Here is a 14,761-nt window from a genome sequence, read left to right as displayed (position 1 = left end):
CTACCCACCAGCACTGATATTCAAACAGGTTAACCTTACTACTATGTATAAAAAGGAACCTTTTAATGCAACTTATTAGAGTTGGTGCCGTTATTCTTTTCAATAAAGTGTTCGATGAAAAAATTTACCTCTTTCTTCTGGTTCTGTTCGGGAGCTTCTCATTCGCTGCTGAAAAGATGCCCAACAGAGTCGGCCCGCTTTGTGAGTATTGGTGGTGCCGTGTTTTTCACAGGTCTTTTGGCGGGTGTAAGTGGAGGCTTTGCTCTATATTCTGTTTTTAGCAATTACTGGGTCGCAGTGCTATTTGGTCTGCTTTGGGGGCTTATGATATTCAACCTCGATCGCTTTCTGGTTTCCAGCTTAAAGAAAAACGAAAACAAATGGGAGGAGTGGCTAATGGCCGCACCAAGAATCGTGCTTGCAGTGTTGATAGCGATAGTGGTAGCAAAACCATTGGAGCTGCGGTTATTTCAGCCTGAAATAGAGGCAGAACTTGTCCTCATCAAGGAAGAACAAAAGACTGCTGAAGGAACGATGATTGCATCCCGCTATGCACCTCAGGTGGCTGAATACAAGGTTGAACTCAACCAGCTGGAAACGCAAATTGCCAGTAAAGAACAAGCAAGAGATGAGCTTACCCGAATGGCTCAGGAAGAGGCGGATGGCACCGGCGGTTCGGGCCGTCGTAATCTGGGGCCTATTTATGCCGTAAAGAAAGCAAATGCTGAAAGAGCCGAAGCTGAGTTGAACGAGCTTAAGGCAAATCACCTGGCACTGATTTCAGCTTTACGGGAAAAGCAAGACTCAGTAGCACTACTACAAGCCAATGAATTGGCCAAAATTGATGTCTCGCATATTGGTGGGCTGGCATTGCAACTCGAATCATTGGACCGGCTTACCAACAAGCATTCTTCAATAGCATTTGCCAATATTTTCATAATGCTTCTATTTGTAATGATAGAAGCTTCGCCCGTTTTGGTAAAACTCATGAGCCCCAGGGGGCCTTACGATGATTTGTTGGAAGCACATGAACATGCCTTCGCTAATTACAGAAAATCAAAGATTCACAGGCTGGACACTGCACTTGAAAAAGAGCTGGCCTGGAAGGGGTAACTAGTCGGCGTGGTAGTCCTGAAGTTTCTTTCTCATCATCCTCAGCTCTTCCGGTGCCTTCATATTGATGTGCACGTGAGGATACAACTCCATAAATGCGGCTAGTTGAAAGCCCAGAGAATTGGCTATTTTTTGACAAAAAAGCAGCTCAGAGTCCTGAATAACGCTGTCTGCCTTCATGAGCAGAATGACATTGTAGAGATAATCAAAGCGATCGTCGTAGGGCATCTTGTCAAGGCCTTCGACAGGGTCGGGCTGCTTGATCAAAAGCTCCAGTTCTTCCTGCGAGATATCCCCTGACCTCGCCACTCGTTCTATAACGTGCCTTTCTCTTTCATGAAATTCACCATCACTGTTGGCAAGGGTAATGAGGAGCGACAACTGCGTTCTGATGTTTTCCATAGAGCTAATTTATCTCTATAAGTCAATAAAAAAAGCCCTTTGAAGGGCTTTTTCGTTATTTACTTAAAAATGGGTACCTGAAATCCGTTGGCGGAGCAAAGGTTTCCTTGATGGTTCTTGGCTGCACCCACCGAATCAAATTAAGAATAGAACCCGCCTTGTCGTTGGTTCCTGACCCCCTGGCACCACCAAAAGGCTGCTGGCCTACCACGGCTCCTGTTGGTTTATCATTGATGTAAAAATTGCCTGCGGCATGCATGAGTTTGCTCATGGCCAGCTCGATGGCATAACGATCCTTCGAGAAAATGGCGCCTGTCAAAGCATAAGGCGAAGTGCTATCCACCAGTTCCAATGCCTCTTCGTAGCGCTCGGCCTGGTACACATAAACCGTTAGCACAGGGCCGAATAGTTCTTCGCACATGGTTACATACATCGGGTCTTTGGCAAGCAGCACGGTAGGCTCTATGAACCAGCCTTTGCTGTTATCGTAATTGCCACCGGCAACCACTTCCACCATGGGGCTTTTCTTGGCCTCGTCTATATATTTGGTGATTTTGTTGAATGAACGCTCATCAATCACAGCGTTCACAAAGTTGCCAAAATCTTCAACGTCACCCATTTTTACATTCTTCAAATCCTCAAGCATATACTTTTGCACATCGGGCCAGAGGTTGTCAGGAATGTACGCCCTTGAGGCAGCCGAGCACTTTTGCCCCTGAAACTCAAAGGCACCACGGATAATAGCGGTAGCCAGCTCTTTTGCATTAGCCGATTTGTGGGCAATGATAAAGTCCTTGCCGCCAGTCTCGCCTACAATGCGGGGATAAGTTCTGTATTTGGTAATGTTTTGGCCTATCGTCTTCCAAAGCTGTTGAAACACACCGGTGCTGCCGGTGAAATGGAGACCTGCAAAATCTTTGTGGTTGAAAATCACGTCTCCGGCAACAGGCCCGTCCACATAAATAAGATTGATGACGCCATCGGGCAAGCCTGATTCTTTGAACACTTCCATGATCACTTCCGCCGAATACACCTGGGTATATGCCGGCTTCCAGATGACCGTATTACCCATCAGCGCTGGAGCGGCTGGCAGGTTGCCTGCAATAGAGGTGAAGTTGAAGGGTGTGATGGCAAATACAAAGCCCTCAAGTGGCCGGTAGTCCATACGGTTCCACATGCCTGGCGCCGAGTCGGGCTGCTGGTGAAACAGCTCCACCATAAAGGCCACATTGAATTTTAGGAAATCAATGAATTCACAGGCGGCATCAATTTCTGCCTGAAAAGCATTTTTCGACTGCCCGAGCATGGTGGCGGCGTTTATTTTTGCCCTGTAGGGGCCCGCCAGAAGGTCGGCGGCTTTGAGGAAAATACTTGCCCTGTGCTCCCAGCTCATCTCTGCCCATGCCTTTTTGGCGCCAAGCGCAGCGTTAACGGCCTGCTCCACATGGCTGGCATCTCCTTCGTGAAAGTAGCCGAGAGTGTGTTTGTGGTCGTGAGGCGGCGACATCCGAATCTTCTTTCCGGTCCGCACTTCTTCACTTCCGATGTACATAGGAATATCAGCCTCTTTTGACTTCAGCTCCTTCAGTTCCTTTTGGAGTGCTGTCCGCTCGGGTGTGCCGGGTGCGTAGCTGAGAACAGGTTCGTTGGTTGGTTTGGGGGTCTTAAAAATCGCTAATGACATGTTGTTTATTTGGTTTTGTCGACTGCAATAAATTGAGGGGCGAATTTACTCACCACCGGCCTAAAAACCTTTAGAAATGGTGATGCAATTCACTAAGGGAATGTATTTCGAGTGTAACTGGTTCCGTATGTGGAAGTTTTTCAGGGTTGAAATAAAAGTGATCTATGCCATGCCCTCTGGCTCCCCCAATATCTGTGACAAGGTTGTCGCCTACCATGGCCGACGTAGACGGTGTCGCCCCGGTTAGCTGCATGGCGTACTCGAAGATTTGTGGGGAGGGTTTGCGGGCTCCAGCTCTCTGGGAAGTAATAACCTCAGAAAAGAATTTCTCCAGGCCTGAACTTCTGATCTTCACCGACTGGATGTCGTCAAAACCATTGGTAATGATGTGAATCGGGTATTTTTCAACAAGGTAGGTAAGCAACTCTATGGCTCCTGGCATCACAGCCGTTTTGGTGGGGCATAGGTTCACATAGTCCTCGCCAAACTGAAAAGCAAGATCCATGTCTGCGAAACCCAGCTCTCTGAACACTGTCCTGAACCTCTCCTCTCTGAGATGATCCTTGTCAATTTTTTTCAGGTCGTACAGATACCAGAACTGCGTATTTACCCGGAAAAACTTATCAACTAGCTGCTCCGCCGAGAACTTACCGAAGTTTTTGAGAGCGTACACGGAATAGAGCTCCATGAGGGACTCCCTGGCATTTTGATCATAATCCCACAACGTGTGGTCGAGGTCGAAAAAAAGGTGTTTGTATTTTTTGCCCATACATTTATCTAAGGCCGGTTAACTGGCGTTTTTCCATTTTGTTTTTTACCAGCTCCCTGTTCGAATAAAGGATTCGAAAGGTTTCAAGGTCTTTCTGGAGGCTGGCGTCTTTCTGCAAAAATTGAAATATTTGACTGACAATGTCCGACACCTCCTCCTTGATAGAATAGAAAACGTACTGGTCTATTTTTCGGACGTTGACCAGCCCGGCGTTTCTCAGGTAGGTCAGGTGCCTCGACGTTTTGGTTTGAGTAAAGTCCAGAGACAATTCAATATCGGTAATGCAAAGTTCTTTTTGATTGAAGAGTAAAAAGAGAATACGCACTCTTGCCTCCTCCGAGAAGGATTTGAATATTTGGTTTCCGTATTGCAGACTAAAGTTTTTGAGCCTCATGGGAACAATAATGAAAGTTTATGGCTTATCCGTGTAACACAAAACCTGTGCAATTGATCTAATAATTTGTAGCTTAGGGCCCAATTGCAACTATTAACCCATAATTAGTATCCTCTTAATTCATAAGTAAAGAAAGGCTTGTCAAAGTTCATCTCTAAATATTTTCTGCCTTTTATGTGCTTCCTATTTATGCTGGTGGCACATCAGGAAAGCTGGGCCCAGGGCGGAAGCAGGGTCATCCAGTTTTCCGGGGTAATATTGGGAGAGGACAGCGTTTCGGGAGTGCCGGGAGTGCACGTGTATGTGCCGAAAGCCGGAAGAGGTACTACTTCCAATGTGTATGGTTATTTCTCGATGCCTGCCCTGGTTGGCGACAGTGTGGTGATCAGTGCCATAGGCTTTGAAAAGCAGCATTTCATTGTTCCCGGCAACAAAGGTGAGAACTTTACAGCGATCATTGAGCTCGTTACCGACACCACTTATTTGCCACCCATAGAAATTTTACCTTACCCTACCGAAGAGCTCTTCAAGCAGGCTGTGCTTGCCCTCAAGCTGCCTGATGCCGAAGACTATCGTAAGATGGAGGAGGTGCTCAGGGCGGACATTTTGATGAGAATGATGCAAGGGGCACCTATGGACGCTTCGGAAAATTACAGGTATTATTCCAATCAACAGTTTCTGGCGATGACGGATAAATTTCAGCCCAGAAGCAATCCGCTACTCAATCCTTTCGCCTGGGCGCAGTTTATCAAATCGTTGAAAAAGGACAGGAAGTAATTCAGCCTTTTTACCAGGTTCTGCTCACCTCACTCCAATAGAGCTGCACCCAACTTTCCATCCCTTCTGCCAATTGTATTCTGTCTTCTAAAAACACTACCACCCCAAGCGAAGACAACCTGATCAGGTCGTATTTAAGGGCTAAAGAAAGTGTGTTCATGCTCTCAGCATTTCTTGAGATATACTTGTTTGTAATTAAAGCATTGAATGCTTCGTGGGTGGCATTTTGGAACAATAGGTCAGTTTGCATTGGCATTGCTATTTGTTTGACTTTACAAAAATGCAATGATGCCCTTCGGCAAAGTATGATTTCTGTCAGGTATTAAGCTGATGTTGTGGGGATTGTTAATGCTTTGAATGGTACATCCTATCCAAATCATTGCCCACTGCATGCAGGCTAATGACAGCGAGGTAAATACAAATGCCGGGGAAAACGGCCAACCACCAGGCTTGCAGGTTTTCGAGGTAGCCATGGATGATACTTCCCCAACTAACAGTCTCGGGAGAAATACCTACTCCAATAAATGAAAGGGTGGCCTCGGCGATCAGCAAACCCGATATGGTAAAACACACCTGCGTGGCTACCGGCCCGATGGCGTTTGGCAGTGCATGCCGAAAAAAGACCTTAGATTCTGATAGCCCTATTACCCTCGCCGATTCGATATAGGTCATCTCTCTTACTTTCAGCATCTCAGCACGCACCATCCTCGCCATCACATCCCAGCTGGTAACAGCAAACAGCATTATCAGAGTGAACATATTGATGGGAATGATCATAGCAAAAGCCACGATTAAATACAAGCGGGGAATGACCGAGATCACCTCAATAAACCGCTGGGTGATGGTGTCGAGGGGAAAAGTCATTCTGCCCGCCAAAACGCCAAACCTTTTAAGCAACCACCATATTGCTACAACTGAAACAACCAGAAGAAGGACAATCAGCGCCCCGGCAAGCACCTGGCCAGTGGAAGAAATGGTCGGCCAAAGCACCGCAGCAAAATAAACGGCAATGAGCAGCAGCAACAGTCCCGTAAGGTAGGTTCTCAAAGGAAACCGCAGACGGTCATTTCCGAAAAAAGCAGCAACACTTCCAAAGCCAACACCTATGCTTCCACCGATCAACGCTGCACCAATGCTGACCAGAATTGACCTTTGGGAGCCAGCCAAAATAGACAGCCATACATCTCTGCCGAGTGTGTCCGTTCCCAGCCAATGGCCTGCTCCTGGGGGCAGGCTTCTCATGTCAAGCCTGAGCTCAGGCTTCAATCCGTCAAAGAACCACGTAAGCACAACAACCCCCAGGATCGCTCCCAGCATCGCCAATGGCCACCATCTGAATGTCGGTCGGTTGCTCATTGGTTGGACAGCCTTATTCTGGGATCAAACCAATAGTACAAGAGATCGGTAATTAAGTAGGATAGCATCCTAACCAAAATCAACAGCAGGATAATACCACTAACAACGGGATAGTCCTGCGCAGCAACCGACTGAGTGAGTAGCATGCCAACACCTTGAATCGAGAACAGCACCTCCACTACCAAAGCGCCGCTTACTACTGCCAGCAAATATTGTCCGAAGAGAGTGATAGCTGGCAGCATACTATACCTTAGTCTATATCTCCTTTTGATCGTATGCTCACCAAGGCCTCTTGCTCTGGCCATAAACACAAACGGAAGGTCGGCAGACTTTTGAAAGGCATTGTCGATGTGCTTGGTGATATAAGGCAAGGTGCTGATCCACAGAATACCTACCGGCAGCACATAAGGCCAGAAACTCCTCGACCAAAAAGAAAAGCTATTGAGTGAGCTGGCCGAAATATGTGACGGAAACCAGGAGAAAACCGTTCCACTAGCAAACAGAATCATAGCCAAAAGCGCCCAACCGAAGAGGGGAACCAGGTCAAAGAAATAAATGACCTGATCCGCCAATGCTTTGGTCCTGGGCCCGAGGTGCGACATCCCAATCACCAGCCAGTAGGCAGAAAGAAAAATCAGAATAATAGCAGGCACCGTGAACACAATGGTGTTGGAAAGCGCCCGGCTGATGACGTCAAACACCCTTTCCCGGTTTTTCCAGCTCACTCCCAGGTCTCCATGTAAAAGCTGAGAAAACCACAGATGAAACTGATTGTCTGAACCATTCCAGTACAATGCTGGCACATAAGCTCTCCACTGCTGGGACGAAGCTTCCAACTCATCTACCTGCGAAAGAATTTCGGATGATGCAGCCACCTCATTGCCTAAAACCCAGGTTCGCACACTTTGCCACTGCAATTTGGTATTGTCAGGCACCCATGCAGAGAAATTTTTAGCCTGCAAAGCTGCTGCCAGTTGCAGAACCCTTTCTGGCTGACCTGTAAGCAAACAAATGCTCCTGACCCATTCCTTTTGCACATCCGGCATGTCAAGAGGCAGGGCTGCTGGCAACGCTGCAGATCGCAAGGACAGATAAAACACAGGGAGGTCAAGACCAAGCTCTTTCCTTACCCTTATTTTTTCCTGTTGGATTCTTAGTGTGTTATAGCTGCCTCCTTCCAATGCCAGAAGGTCAATCCTTTCCTCCCACACCGACTGCGACGGCAAAACCCTGAAGACAAAAAGCCCAATCAGTCCAAGGAGTAGTGCGGGGAATGCAGAAAGTAACCGTACAATAAGGTATCGCAGCATAAGTCTCAAAAATAGCAAACTGACAATAAGAACTGCTAACCGGGTGACTCTTTAGGGAGAGGAGATGGATCCAGCGTCGATACGCAACCCGTAAATAGTACTAAACCGACATAATTTAAAAAATACCTAAAAACAGGTATGTATCCGGGATGGGCGATACTTAACATTGTAATGTGTATTTGAAATGGGCTCAACATCAACCTTGACTCGTAGATTTTACACATAAGCTCACAGGTTAGAAGTGAAAAAGGACTACTCTCAATGAGTAGTCTTTTTTTGTTCAGCTTGATTCCGCCTTGTTCATATCGAACACCTTATTTGTAATAGCCCACAATTACTCTTAATTTTCACAGGTATTCTAACAAGCATCAATGACCTCGACTTATGAAAGCTATTGTTAAACTAGGGCTGGTATTTTTCATTGTAACATTTTTTGCGGCCTGTAGTGGCAGGTATCCCAAGCACAACTGGGGTTCTAAGTATGAGTATCTGGAAAAATACGAATCCGACGAAGGTCATCATATCACGTATACCCACGACTTGATTTTAAGAAAGCCCCGCAGACCGGATGAGGAGCATCATTACTCTGTCATCTTAAAAGGACAACAGGAAGATGACGACAGCGATGCAAACTTTTGGGTTGAACAGTATCTCGGACGGGCGGTAGAAACCGACAGCACTTTACATATCATCTATTCCTCCATGCAAACTGACGTTGATCATGGACACGACAGGTTCAGTTTCACCTCCGGCGACACACTCATCCGAATTCACCGTGACGGCGAAGTATACCACACAGAGTGGGTGAAGTATACGCCAGTGGCAAGCCACAATCACGAAGATGACTGGGTAAGAATGAACTAAATATTGACCACCATCAATGATTCCCGGAATTTGGTGCACCTATGACCATCCACTTCGTTCTCAGCCATCCGGCTGTTTCTGAAAACATCGGGTTTGCCTCCCGTGCCATCAATACAATGGGATTTGGCAGTCTCAGGCTGGTTAATCCAACAGATCACCTTTCGCAGCAGGCCAGGAAAACAGCCTACGGCTCACATGATATATTAGAAAGCGCACTTGTCTATCCATCGCTGGCAGATGCTTTGAGCGATATCGACCTGAGCATAGCCACCACGGCTAAGAAAAGACTTGGGAGACATGACTATCATTCTCCAGAGAAAGTCGGCAACCTTCTGCAAGAAAAAGGCAGAACGATCAACAGCGTTGCAATTGTATTTGGGAGCGAACGAGACGGTTTAACAAAGGAAGAAATGGGTATGTGTGATCTGATTAGTAGTATTCCGCTTGCAGCCCCGCACCCCTCCCTAAACTTGGCTCAAAGTGTCCTTATTTACGCCTGGGAGCTTTCGAAAGCCTCCTATAGTAGCAAAGCGAAACCACCAAAAAAGGAGGCGGAGGAAGGTGCTCAAAAAGCTCTGAAAAAAAAGGCCAAGAAAGTGCTTAGTGACCTTGACGTGCCCCGCCAGCCCAGTCTTTACAACCGGCTAAAAGACCGACTGATGACTGCTGATGCGGAAGACACCAGGCTGATGCTGGCGCTTGCCAGATTCATTGAGCATAGACTTAAAAATCAATAGGATCAGCCTGTGTTCTAGTTGCCTTGAGCGGTATGGTGACAACAAAATTAGAGCCCACCGGCTCCACTTACCCATCTCCGCAGGCAATACAGTGCGGCCTAAAATTTCTGGAAAAGACCATATCAATCTATTTCCTACAGGATTTTGTTAGTTAATTTACTAACAACCGGCGTTAAGTTTGAAAAATTCACATTTTGACTGGGAATATTTAGGACGCATAAATTGGCATGTCAATTGATAAGGACTATCTTTGTCATCCGAATTTCGATATGGAAAAGATACTTTTTGCACTTACGTCTTTTTTGATTTGTTTCATACTTACTCCGGCGGTTATCTATTTTTTCGTAAGGAACAGGATTACCGATACGCCAGGGGGAAGGAAAATACACAAAGCAAGCACTCCTTCAATGGGCGGAATACCAATCATGATTGGTGTGTTTTTTGCCGTTTTGCTTTGGTTTACCCTTGGGGAGTTGAATCAAAGCCGTAGTATTCTATTTGCTGTTACTATCATGTTTATTGTCGGCCTCAGGGACGATCTTGTTAACCTTTCAGCATTTCATAAGCTGGTAGGTCAGCTGGCTGCGGCACTGCTTGTAGTTGTCTATGGTGGGGTTCAGCTCACTTCGTTGTACGGACTTTTTGGTGTATATGAGTTACCAGTATTTGTAGGTATACCAGTCTCTCTATTTACAGTTATAGTGTTAACCAACGCTTTTAACCTTATAGACGGTGTTGATGGGCTGGCGGGTATGTGCAGCCTTTTAGCGTTGACCTTTTTTGGAACATGGTTTGAACTGAACGATCAGCATCTGTATGCAGCCATAGCTGCTACGTTCGCCGGTGGCATAGTGGGTTTCTTGATGTTTAACTGGTCGCCCGCAAAGATTTTTATGGGAGATACCGGAGCTTTGGCAATTGGTTTGCTACTGGCATCTTTCGCCGTTTTATTTATCGAAAGCAATTACGCTCTTGATGCGAGCTCTCCAATAAAGTTCAGTGGTTCGGTGGCCACAGGAGTGGCGGTAATGATTTTACCTATTTTTGACACCGCCCGTATTTTTGTGAAAAGGGTGAAAAAAGGAAAGTCTCCGCTTTCGCCTGATAAGAGTCACGTACACCATTTCATTATGCGGATGGGGTTTGAGCATCGACATATCACACTTATATTGACGTCTGTTAACTTGTTGTTCGTAGCGATTGCTATCGCTGGAAAAAGCTATTCAGACTTGATGATGCTTCCCATTGTAATTGGTACAGCCATTTTTCTCGGACTTACGTTAGACTATCTTGTTTTGCGGTCCGTAAAAAATAAAGTCAGAAAAAGCCCTAAATTACTGGTCAATAAAAAATTTCCTGGAGCCAAAGTACCTACTAATCACCCTATTGTAGAAAAGACCCTTATTGAGACCGAAAACATTTTGCAGAATTAATTTTACTCTGTAACGCATTTTGAAATGCCTAAAAGGTTTTACAAACTATTTCCAGCACTTTTCATATTTGGAGAGCTCGTTATAATATCTATTCCGTTCCTGCTTTCCTATTACATTATCAATAACAACCTTGAGCTTGCGCCAGTGTACCGTTGGGCTTTTGGGTTTTACCTGGGCATATGGCTCTCTGTTTCTGTTGTGGCGGAGGACTTTAAAATTGGCCGATCTACAAACTATTATGTGACGCTGAAGCGAGCTTTTTTTACGCTCTTCATTTCTCTCTCACTGATATCGTTCTTCTGGGTTTTGTTTGAAGCATACGAGCTGAGCCGGGAATTTTTAGTTCTTATTTTCATTCAGCTATTTGTTGCGGTCGGCTTCTATAGAGTGCTAGTTCACATAGCGCTTAATAAATATCGGAAGTTTGGAGGCAACGTTAGAAGCGCCATTATTATTGGCTTCGACCAGCAGGGCGTGCGACTTTATAACTTGTTTAAGAGAAAGCCTGAGTATGGAATAAGGTGTGTGGGGTTTTATGACGATACTCATTCCGGGCTCTCTCAAAGAGATGGGATTCCAATTCTCGGTGGAATAGACGACTTTATCAGGAATGGTATTGACGATACGGAGTTTATTTATGTCAGTGAAAGTGTAAACCGATTTGCTCTTAGCCAAATTGTTAATGTTGCCGACGCACAACTAAAAAAGGTTAAGTTAATTCCACAGTTCAACACCGAACTTTTTAAGACCTACTCCCTTACAAGATTTGATGACATCTCAATAGTCGATATTAACGACCTGCCCCTGGATGGCATCTTGAATCGTGTTGTAAAAAGAACTTTTGACATTGTCTTTTCGTTGTTTGTTGTGGTTTTTGTGCTAAGCTGGTTATATCCGATACTCGGGTTGCTAATTAAACTTGAGTCCTCGGGCCCCGTTTTTTTTAGGCAACTTCGCCATGGGAAGGGAAATTCACCATTTGTATGCTACAAGTTCAGGACGATGGTGATCAACAATGTGGCAGACACCAAATGGGCATCGAGAAACGATCCAAGAATTACAAGGGTTGGCACGTTCCTCAGAAGGACAAGCCTTGATGAAATCCCACAGTTTTTAAATGTCCTGATAGGCAATATGTCGATAGTTGGGCCAAGACCCCACCCAATTCCGCTAAACGAGTCTTATCAAAACCGAGTGCACAAATTCACTCAGCGTCATGCCTCGAAGCCTGGCATCACTGGCCTGGCCCAGGCTATGGGGTATAGGGGCGAGATACAAAAGTTCCATCAAATGAGCTCACGGGTGAAACTGGACAGGTTCTACCTTCAGAATTGGTCTTTTATTCTTGACTTGAAAATCATAGTTTTGACTGTTTATTCAATAGTATTCAATAGGGAAAATGCCTATTAGAATGGTCTTTAAAATGTTCTAGCAAGTGCATAAAGAATCAAAAGTGTTTATTGCCGGCCATAGGGGAATGGTCGGCTCTGCTATTTTAAGGGGTTTGCAGAAGCGTGGTTTCTCGAATCTTGTATTGAAAGCTTCGTCGGAATGTGATTTGCGTCGCCAAACTGATGTGGAAAGCCTGTTCGAGGCTGAAAAACCAGATTATGTCTTTCTGGCCGCTGCTAAGGTCGGAGGAATCAATGCCAACAACACTTATCGGGCAGAATTTCTACATGACAACCTGATGATTCAGAACAATGTCATTCACTCGGCCTGGAAATATCAATCGACTAAATTGATGTTCCTTGGCTCTTCTTGTATTTACCCGAAACTTGCCCCACAGCCGCTTAAAGAAGACTATTTGCTCACAGGCTTGTTGGAAGAGACAAACGAACCCTATGCGATAGCTAAGATTGCTGGCATCAAAATGTGTGAGGCCTACAGAGATCAATACGGTTGTAATTTTGTATCGGTAATGCCTACCAACCTATATGGACCGAACGACAATTATGATCTGAAAAATTCGCACGTGCTGCCTGCGCTCATTAGAAAATTTCATGACGCAAAGATAAGTGGCGCCAGTGAGGTGGAGGTGTGGGGTACCGGTTCTCCCAAAAGGGAGTTTCTTCATGTCGACGACATGGCTGAAGCGTGTATTTATCTGATGGATAAATTCGATGCTAAGCCACATTCAAAGAATCCGTCATTTTTGAATATCGGTTGGGGAGAGGATATTAGCATAAAAGACCTGGGGCTGTTAATAAAAGATATTGTTGGCTTTCAGGGAACCTTAAAGTTCGACACATCAAAGCCCGATGGGACACCAAGAAAGCTCATGGACACATCCCGTCTCTCGGCGATGGGTTTCAAGCCAACTATTACTTTGGAACAAGGAATAAGAAGTGTTTACGAAGAGTTTCATAGAATATATAGCTCGAAAAACATACGGCTTTAGTTTGGCTCTTGGTCGGCTGCAACTAGCATTTTGATTAAGGGGCGAGTTGCTTACTTTTGTAAAAAATTTCTTTCATGATTGAGCGAATTGAAGAGTTAAAGGAAGAGGTGCAGAAATTTGTTGCTGAGAAGGAGGCTGACCTTGAGTCGTTCAGGATGAAGTTTGTCAGCAGAAAGAGCGTTCTTACAGATTTGTTTGATGCTTTCAAGGACGTTCCCCCAGCTCAAAAGAAAGATTACGGAGTCGCTCTGAACCAACTAAAAGTGCTGGTACAGGATCGTTTCAAGGAGCTGGTGTCTGGCTTGGAAGAGAGTAGGGAGGCAACCACAGAAACAAAGGATTTAACACTCCCTGCCGCAACAGACCAAATAGGAGGCATTCATCCTTTGACTGCCCTCAGAGCAAGAATAATAGAGATTTTTGAAAGAATAGGGTTTTCGGTGGCCGACGGGCCTGAAATTGAGACTGACTGGTATAACTTCACTGCGCTTAACTTTCCCGAAAATCATCCTGCAAGGGAAATGCAGGATACATTTTTCATTGAGAAGAATCCTGACGTGTTGCTGAGAACGCATACCTCTTCCGTACAAGTAAGGTTAATGGAGAGCGGCAAGCCACCTTTCAGGGCTATTATGCCGGGAAGAGTTTTTAGGAATGAGGCCATTACCGCACGGGCTCATTGCATTTTTCACCAGGTAGAGGGCCTGTATATAGATGAAGGAGTGAGCTTTGCGGATCTGAAGGACACCCTGTATCATTTCGCCAAGGAGATGTTCCATAAGGATGTCAAAATAAGGTTCCGACCCTCCTATTTTCCTTTCACGGAGCCCAGTGCAGAGATTGACATCTCTTGTCTTATTTGCAATGGAGAAGGTTGTAACATATGCAAGTATACAGGGTGGGTGGAGATAGCTGGCTCTGGAATGGTTGACCCGAATGTACTGGAGAACTGTGGCATTGACTCGGAGAAATATACGGGCTTTGCTTTTGGAATGGGGATAGAGAGAATGGCCTTGTTGAAGTATCAGGTGAGAGACCTGCGCCTCTTTACTGAAAACGATGTTCGCTTCTTGAAACAGTTTTCCTCTATTCTTTGAGCAGGCTGGCTAGTGTCTTTGGAATTTTAGCAGTGGCGTTGATTTTTGCTCAATGTAGTGAATCGAACACTGGCCCTAATATCCCGCCAAAAATTGTTAACATCGAAATAAACCTGTCTAATATTCAATATCAATCACTTCGGCAGGTTGGAGGCTTTGTGTACTTATCGGGCGGAAACAAAGGTCTGGTTGTTTACCGGCAATCTCAATCAGAATATAGGGTGTGGGATCGAATCTGTACCTACGGGCCAGATAAAGAATGTGAAGTCGTGACCATGAATAGCTCAGGGTTTTATATGGAAGATCTCTGCTGTAAGTCGACCTTCGACCTTGACGGCTATCCTAGCGCAGGCCCGGCAAAATACCCTCTGGTGGAATACAGGGCTGTGTCGGATGGCACATTCCTCTACATTTCTAACTAGCC

16 protein-coding genes are annotated in these 14,761 nt (G+C 45.5%); 9 read left to right on the top strand and 7 right to left on the bottom strand.

What is annotated here, in order from left to right; genetic code table 11:
* Window positions 1-114: 114 nt before the first annotated feature.
* The gene (locus tag RIG68_RS00570; RefSeq protein WP_350117705.1) at window positions 115-1,113 is read left to right on the top strand and encodes a DUF4407 domain-containing protein; all 999 of its coding nucleotides are present in this window, start codon (window positions 115-117) and stop codon (window positions 1,111-1,113) included.
* Here the strand turns inward: RIG68_RS00570 and RIG68_RS00565 are convergent, their stop codons facing one another.
* The 4 genes from RIG68_RS00565 to RIG68_RS00550 form a co-directional block, all read right to left on the bottom strand.
* Window positions 1,114-1,515: a TerB family tellurite resistance protein gene (locus RIG68_RS00565; RefSeq protein WP_151997767.1), complete on the bottom strand. Its 402-nt coding sequence runs from the start codon at window positions 1,513-1,515 to the stop codon at window positions 1,114-1,116.
* A gap of 55 nt (window positions 1,516-1,570) precedes the next feature.
* On the bottom strand, window positions 1,571-3,199 hold the full coding sequence (pruA, locus tag RIG68_RS00560) for an L-glutamate gamma-semialdehyde dehydrogenase (RefSeq protein ID WP_350117703.1): 1,629 nt from the start codon (window positions 3,197-3,199) through the stop codon (window positions 1,571-1,573).
* A 70-nt stretch (window positions 3,200-3,269) separates the two neighbouring features.
* On the bottom strand, window positions 3,270-3,968 hold the full coding sequence (locus RIG68_RS00555; protein WP_350117701.1) for a YjjG family noncanonical pyrimidine nucleotidase: 699 nt from the start codon (window positions 3,966-3,968) through the stop codon (window positions 3,270-3,272).
* 4 nt (window positions 3,969-3,972) lie between these two features.
* Entirely contained in the window at window positions 3,973-4,362 is a 390-nt protein-coding gene (locus RIG68_RS00550; RefSeq protein ID WP_151997764.1) for an ArsR/SmtB family transcription factor, read from the bottom strand.
* 174 nt (window positions 4,363-4,536) lie between these two features.
* On the opposite strand from RIG68_RS00550, the gene RIG68_RS00545 reads away from it, so the two are divergent.
* Window positions 4,537-5,139: a carboxypeptidase-like regulatory domain-containing protein gene (locus RIG68_RS00545; protein ID WP_151997763.1), complete on the top strand. Its 603-nt coding sequence runs from the start codon at window positions 4,537-4,539 to the stop codon at window positions 5,137-5,139.
* A gap of 10 nt (window positions 5,140-5,149) precedes the next feature.
* Here RIG68_RS00545 and RIG68_RS00540 read toward each other — a convergent pair whose 3' ends face one another.
* The 3 genes from RIG68_RS00540 to RIG68_RS00530 all read right to left on the bottom strand — a co-directional run bounded on the left by RIG68_RS00540 (window position 5,150) and on the right by RIG68_RS00530 (window position 7,805).
* Window positions 5,150-5,389 carry a hypothetical protein gene (locus RIG68_RS00540; protein WP_151997762.1) on the bottom strand — a complete coding sequence of 80 codons (240 nt, stop codon included), beginning with the start codon at window positions 5,387-5,389 and terminating at the stop codon, window positions 5,150-5,152.
* A gap of 95 nt (window positions 5,390-5,484) precedes the next feature.
* Window positions 5,485-6,495: an ABC transporter permease gene (locus RIG68_RS00535; RefSeq protein WP_350117700.1), complete on the bottom strand. Its 1,011-nt coding sequence runs from the start codon at window positions 6,493-6,495 to the stop codon at window positions 5,485-5,487.
* Window positions 6,492-7,805 (bottom strand): ABC transporter permease, encoded by a 1,314-nt coding sequence (locus RIG68_RS00530; protein ID WP_350117699.1) that lies wholly within the window; start codon window positions 7,803-7,805, stop codon window positions 6,492-6,494. The genes RIG68_RS00535 and RIG68_RS00530 overlap by 4 nt, the downstream gene beginning before the upstream one ends.
* Before the next feature lie 384 nt (window positions 7,806-8,189).
* Between RIG68_RS00530 and RIG68_RS00525 the strand changes: the two genes are divergently transcribed.
* From RIG68_RS00525 to RIG68_RS00495, 7 genes are all read left to right on the top strand, one after another.
* Window positions 8,190-8,669 carry a DUF5991 domain-containing protein gene (locus RIG68_RS00525; RefSeq protein ID WP_151997757.1) on the top strand — a complete coding sequence of 160 codons (480 nt, stop codon included), beginning with the start codon at window positions 8,190-8,192 and terminating at the stop codon, window positions 8,667-8,669.
* Window positions 8,670-8,710: 41 nt separating this feature from the next.
* Window positions 8,711-9,406 carry a tRNA/rRNA methyltransferase gene (locus RIG68_RS00520; RefSeq protein WP_350117697.1) on the top strand — a complete coding sequence of 232 codons (696 nt, stop codon included), beginning with the start codon at window positions 8,711-8,713 and terminating at the stop codon, window positions 9,404-9,406.
* A 269-nt stretch (window positions 9,407-9,675) separates the two neighbouring features.
* Entirely contained in the window at window positions 9,676-10,839 is a 1,164-nt protein-coding gene (locus RIG68_RS00515; protein WP_350117695.1) for a glycosyltransferase family 4 protein, read from the top strand.
* 24 nt (window positions 10,840-10,863) lie between these two features.
* Window positions 10,864-12,249, top strand: a complete 1,386-nt coding sequence (locus tag RIG68_RS00510) for an exopolysaccharide biosynthesis polyprenyl glycosylphosphotransferase (protein WP_151997754.1) — start codon at window positions 10,864-10,866, stop codon at window positions 12,247-12,249.
* 25 nt (window positions 12,250-12,274) lie between these two features.
* Complete coding sequence (locus tag RIG68_RS00505; protein ID WP_151997753.1) at window positions 12,275-13,240, top strand: GDP-L-fucose synthase family protein; 966 nt, start codon at window positions 12,275-12,277, stop codon at window positions 13,238-13,240.
* A 74-nt stretch (window positions 13,241-13,314) separates the two neighbouring features.
* Window positions 13,315-14,337, top strand: a complete 1,023-nt coding sequence (gene pheS / locus RIG68_RS00500) for a phenylalanine--tRNA ligase subunit alpha (RefSeq protein WP_350117694.1) — start codon at window positions 13,315-13,317, stop codon at window positions 14,335-14,337.
* Window positions 14,338-14,612: 275 nt separating this feature from the next.
* A complete protein-coding gene (locus tag RIG68_RS00495) occupies window positions 14,613-14,759 on the top strand; it encodes a hypothetical protein (RefSeq protein ID WP_350117692.1) in 147 nt (48 codons plus the stop codon).
* The last annotated feature ends 2 nt before the right edge of the window (window positions 14,760-14,761 follow it).

The sequence above is a fragment of the Imperialibacter sp. genome (genome assembly GCF_040222385.1).
In the GTDB taxonomy this organism is placed as follows: Bacteria; Bacteroidota; Bacteroidia; order Cytophagales; family Cyclobacteriaceae; genus Imperialibacter.
Note: the sequence above shows the minus strand (reverse complement) of the source record. Positions and strands in the feature narration are given on the sequence as shown.

What these genes read in the sequence shown, in the direction of transcription:
- RIG68_RS00570 (WP_350117705.1), top strand. Translation starts at nt 115, where the DNA reads ATGAAAAAATTTACCTCTTTCTTCTGGTTCTGTTCGGGAGCTTCTCAT.
- RIG68_RS00565 (WP_151997767.1), bottom strand. Translation starts at nt 1,515, where the DNA reads ATGGAAAACATCAGAACGCAGTTGTCGCTCCTCATTACCCTTGCCAAC.
- pruA (WP_350117703.1), bottom strand. Translation starts at nt 3,199, where the DNA reads ATGTCATTAGCGATTTTTAAGACCCCCAAACCAACCAACGAACCTGTT.
- RIG68_RS00555 (WP_350117701.1), bottom strand. Translation starts at nt 3,968, where the DNA reads ATGGGCAAAAAATACAAACACCTTTTTTTCGACCTCGACCACACGTTG.
- RIG68_RS00550 (WP_151997764.1), bottom strand. Translation starts at nt 4,362, where the DNA reads ATGAGGCTCAAAAACTTTAGTCTGCAATACGGAAACCAAATATTCAAA.
- RIG68_RS00545 (WP_151997763.1), top strand. Translation starts at nt 4,537, where the DNA reads ATGTGCTTCCTATTTATGCTGGTGGCACATCAGGAAAGCTGGGCCCAG.
- RIG68_RS00540 (WP_151997762.1), bottom strand. Translation starts at nt 5,389, where the DNA reads ATGCAAACTGACCTATTGTTCCAAAATGCCACCCACGAAGCATTCAAT.
- RIG68_RS00535 (WP_350117700.1), bottom strand. Translation starts at nt 6,495, where the DNA reads ATGAGCAACCGACCGACATTCAGATGGTGGCCATTGGCGATGCTGGGA.
- RIG68_RS00530 (WP_350117699.1), bottom strand. Translation starts at nt 7,805, where the DNA reads ATGCTGCGATACCTTATTGTACGGTTACTTTCTGCATTCCCCGCACTA.
- RIG68_RS00525 (WP_151997757.1), top strand. Translation starts at nt 8,190, where the DNA reads ATGAAAGCTATTGTTAAACTAGGGCTGGTATTTTTCATTGTAACATTT.
- RIG68_RS00520 (WP_350117697.1), top strand. Translation starts at nt 8,711, where the DNA reads ATGACCATCCACTTCGTTCTCAGCCATCCGGCTGTTTCTGAAAACATC.
- RIG68_RS00515 (WP_350117695.1), top strand. Translation starts at nt 9,676, where the DNA reads ATGGAAAAGATACTTTTTGCACTTACGTCTTTTTTGATTTGTTTCATA.
- RIG68_RS00510 (WP_151997754.1), top strand. Translation starts at nt 10,864, where the DNA reads ATGCCTAAAAGGTTTTACAAACTATTTCCAGCACTTTTCATATTTGGA.
- pheS (WP_350117694.1), top strand. Translation starts at nt 13,315, where the DNA reads ATGATTGAGCGAATTGAAGAGTTAAAGGAAGAGGTGCAGAAATTTGTT.
- RIG68_RS00495 (WP_350117692.1), top strand. Translation starts at nt 14,613, where the DNA reads ATGAATAGCTCAGGGTTTTATATGGAAGATCTCTGCTGTAAGTCGACC.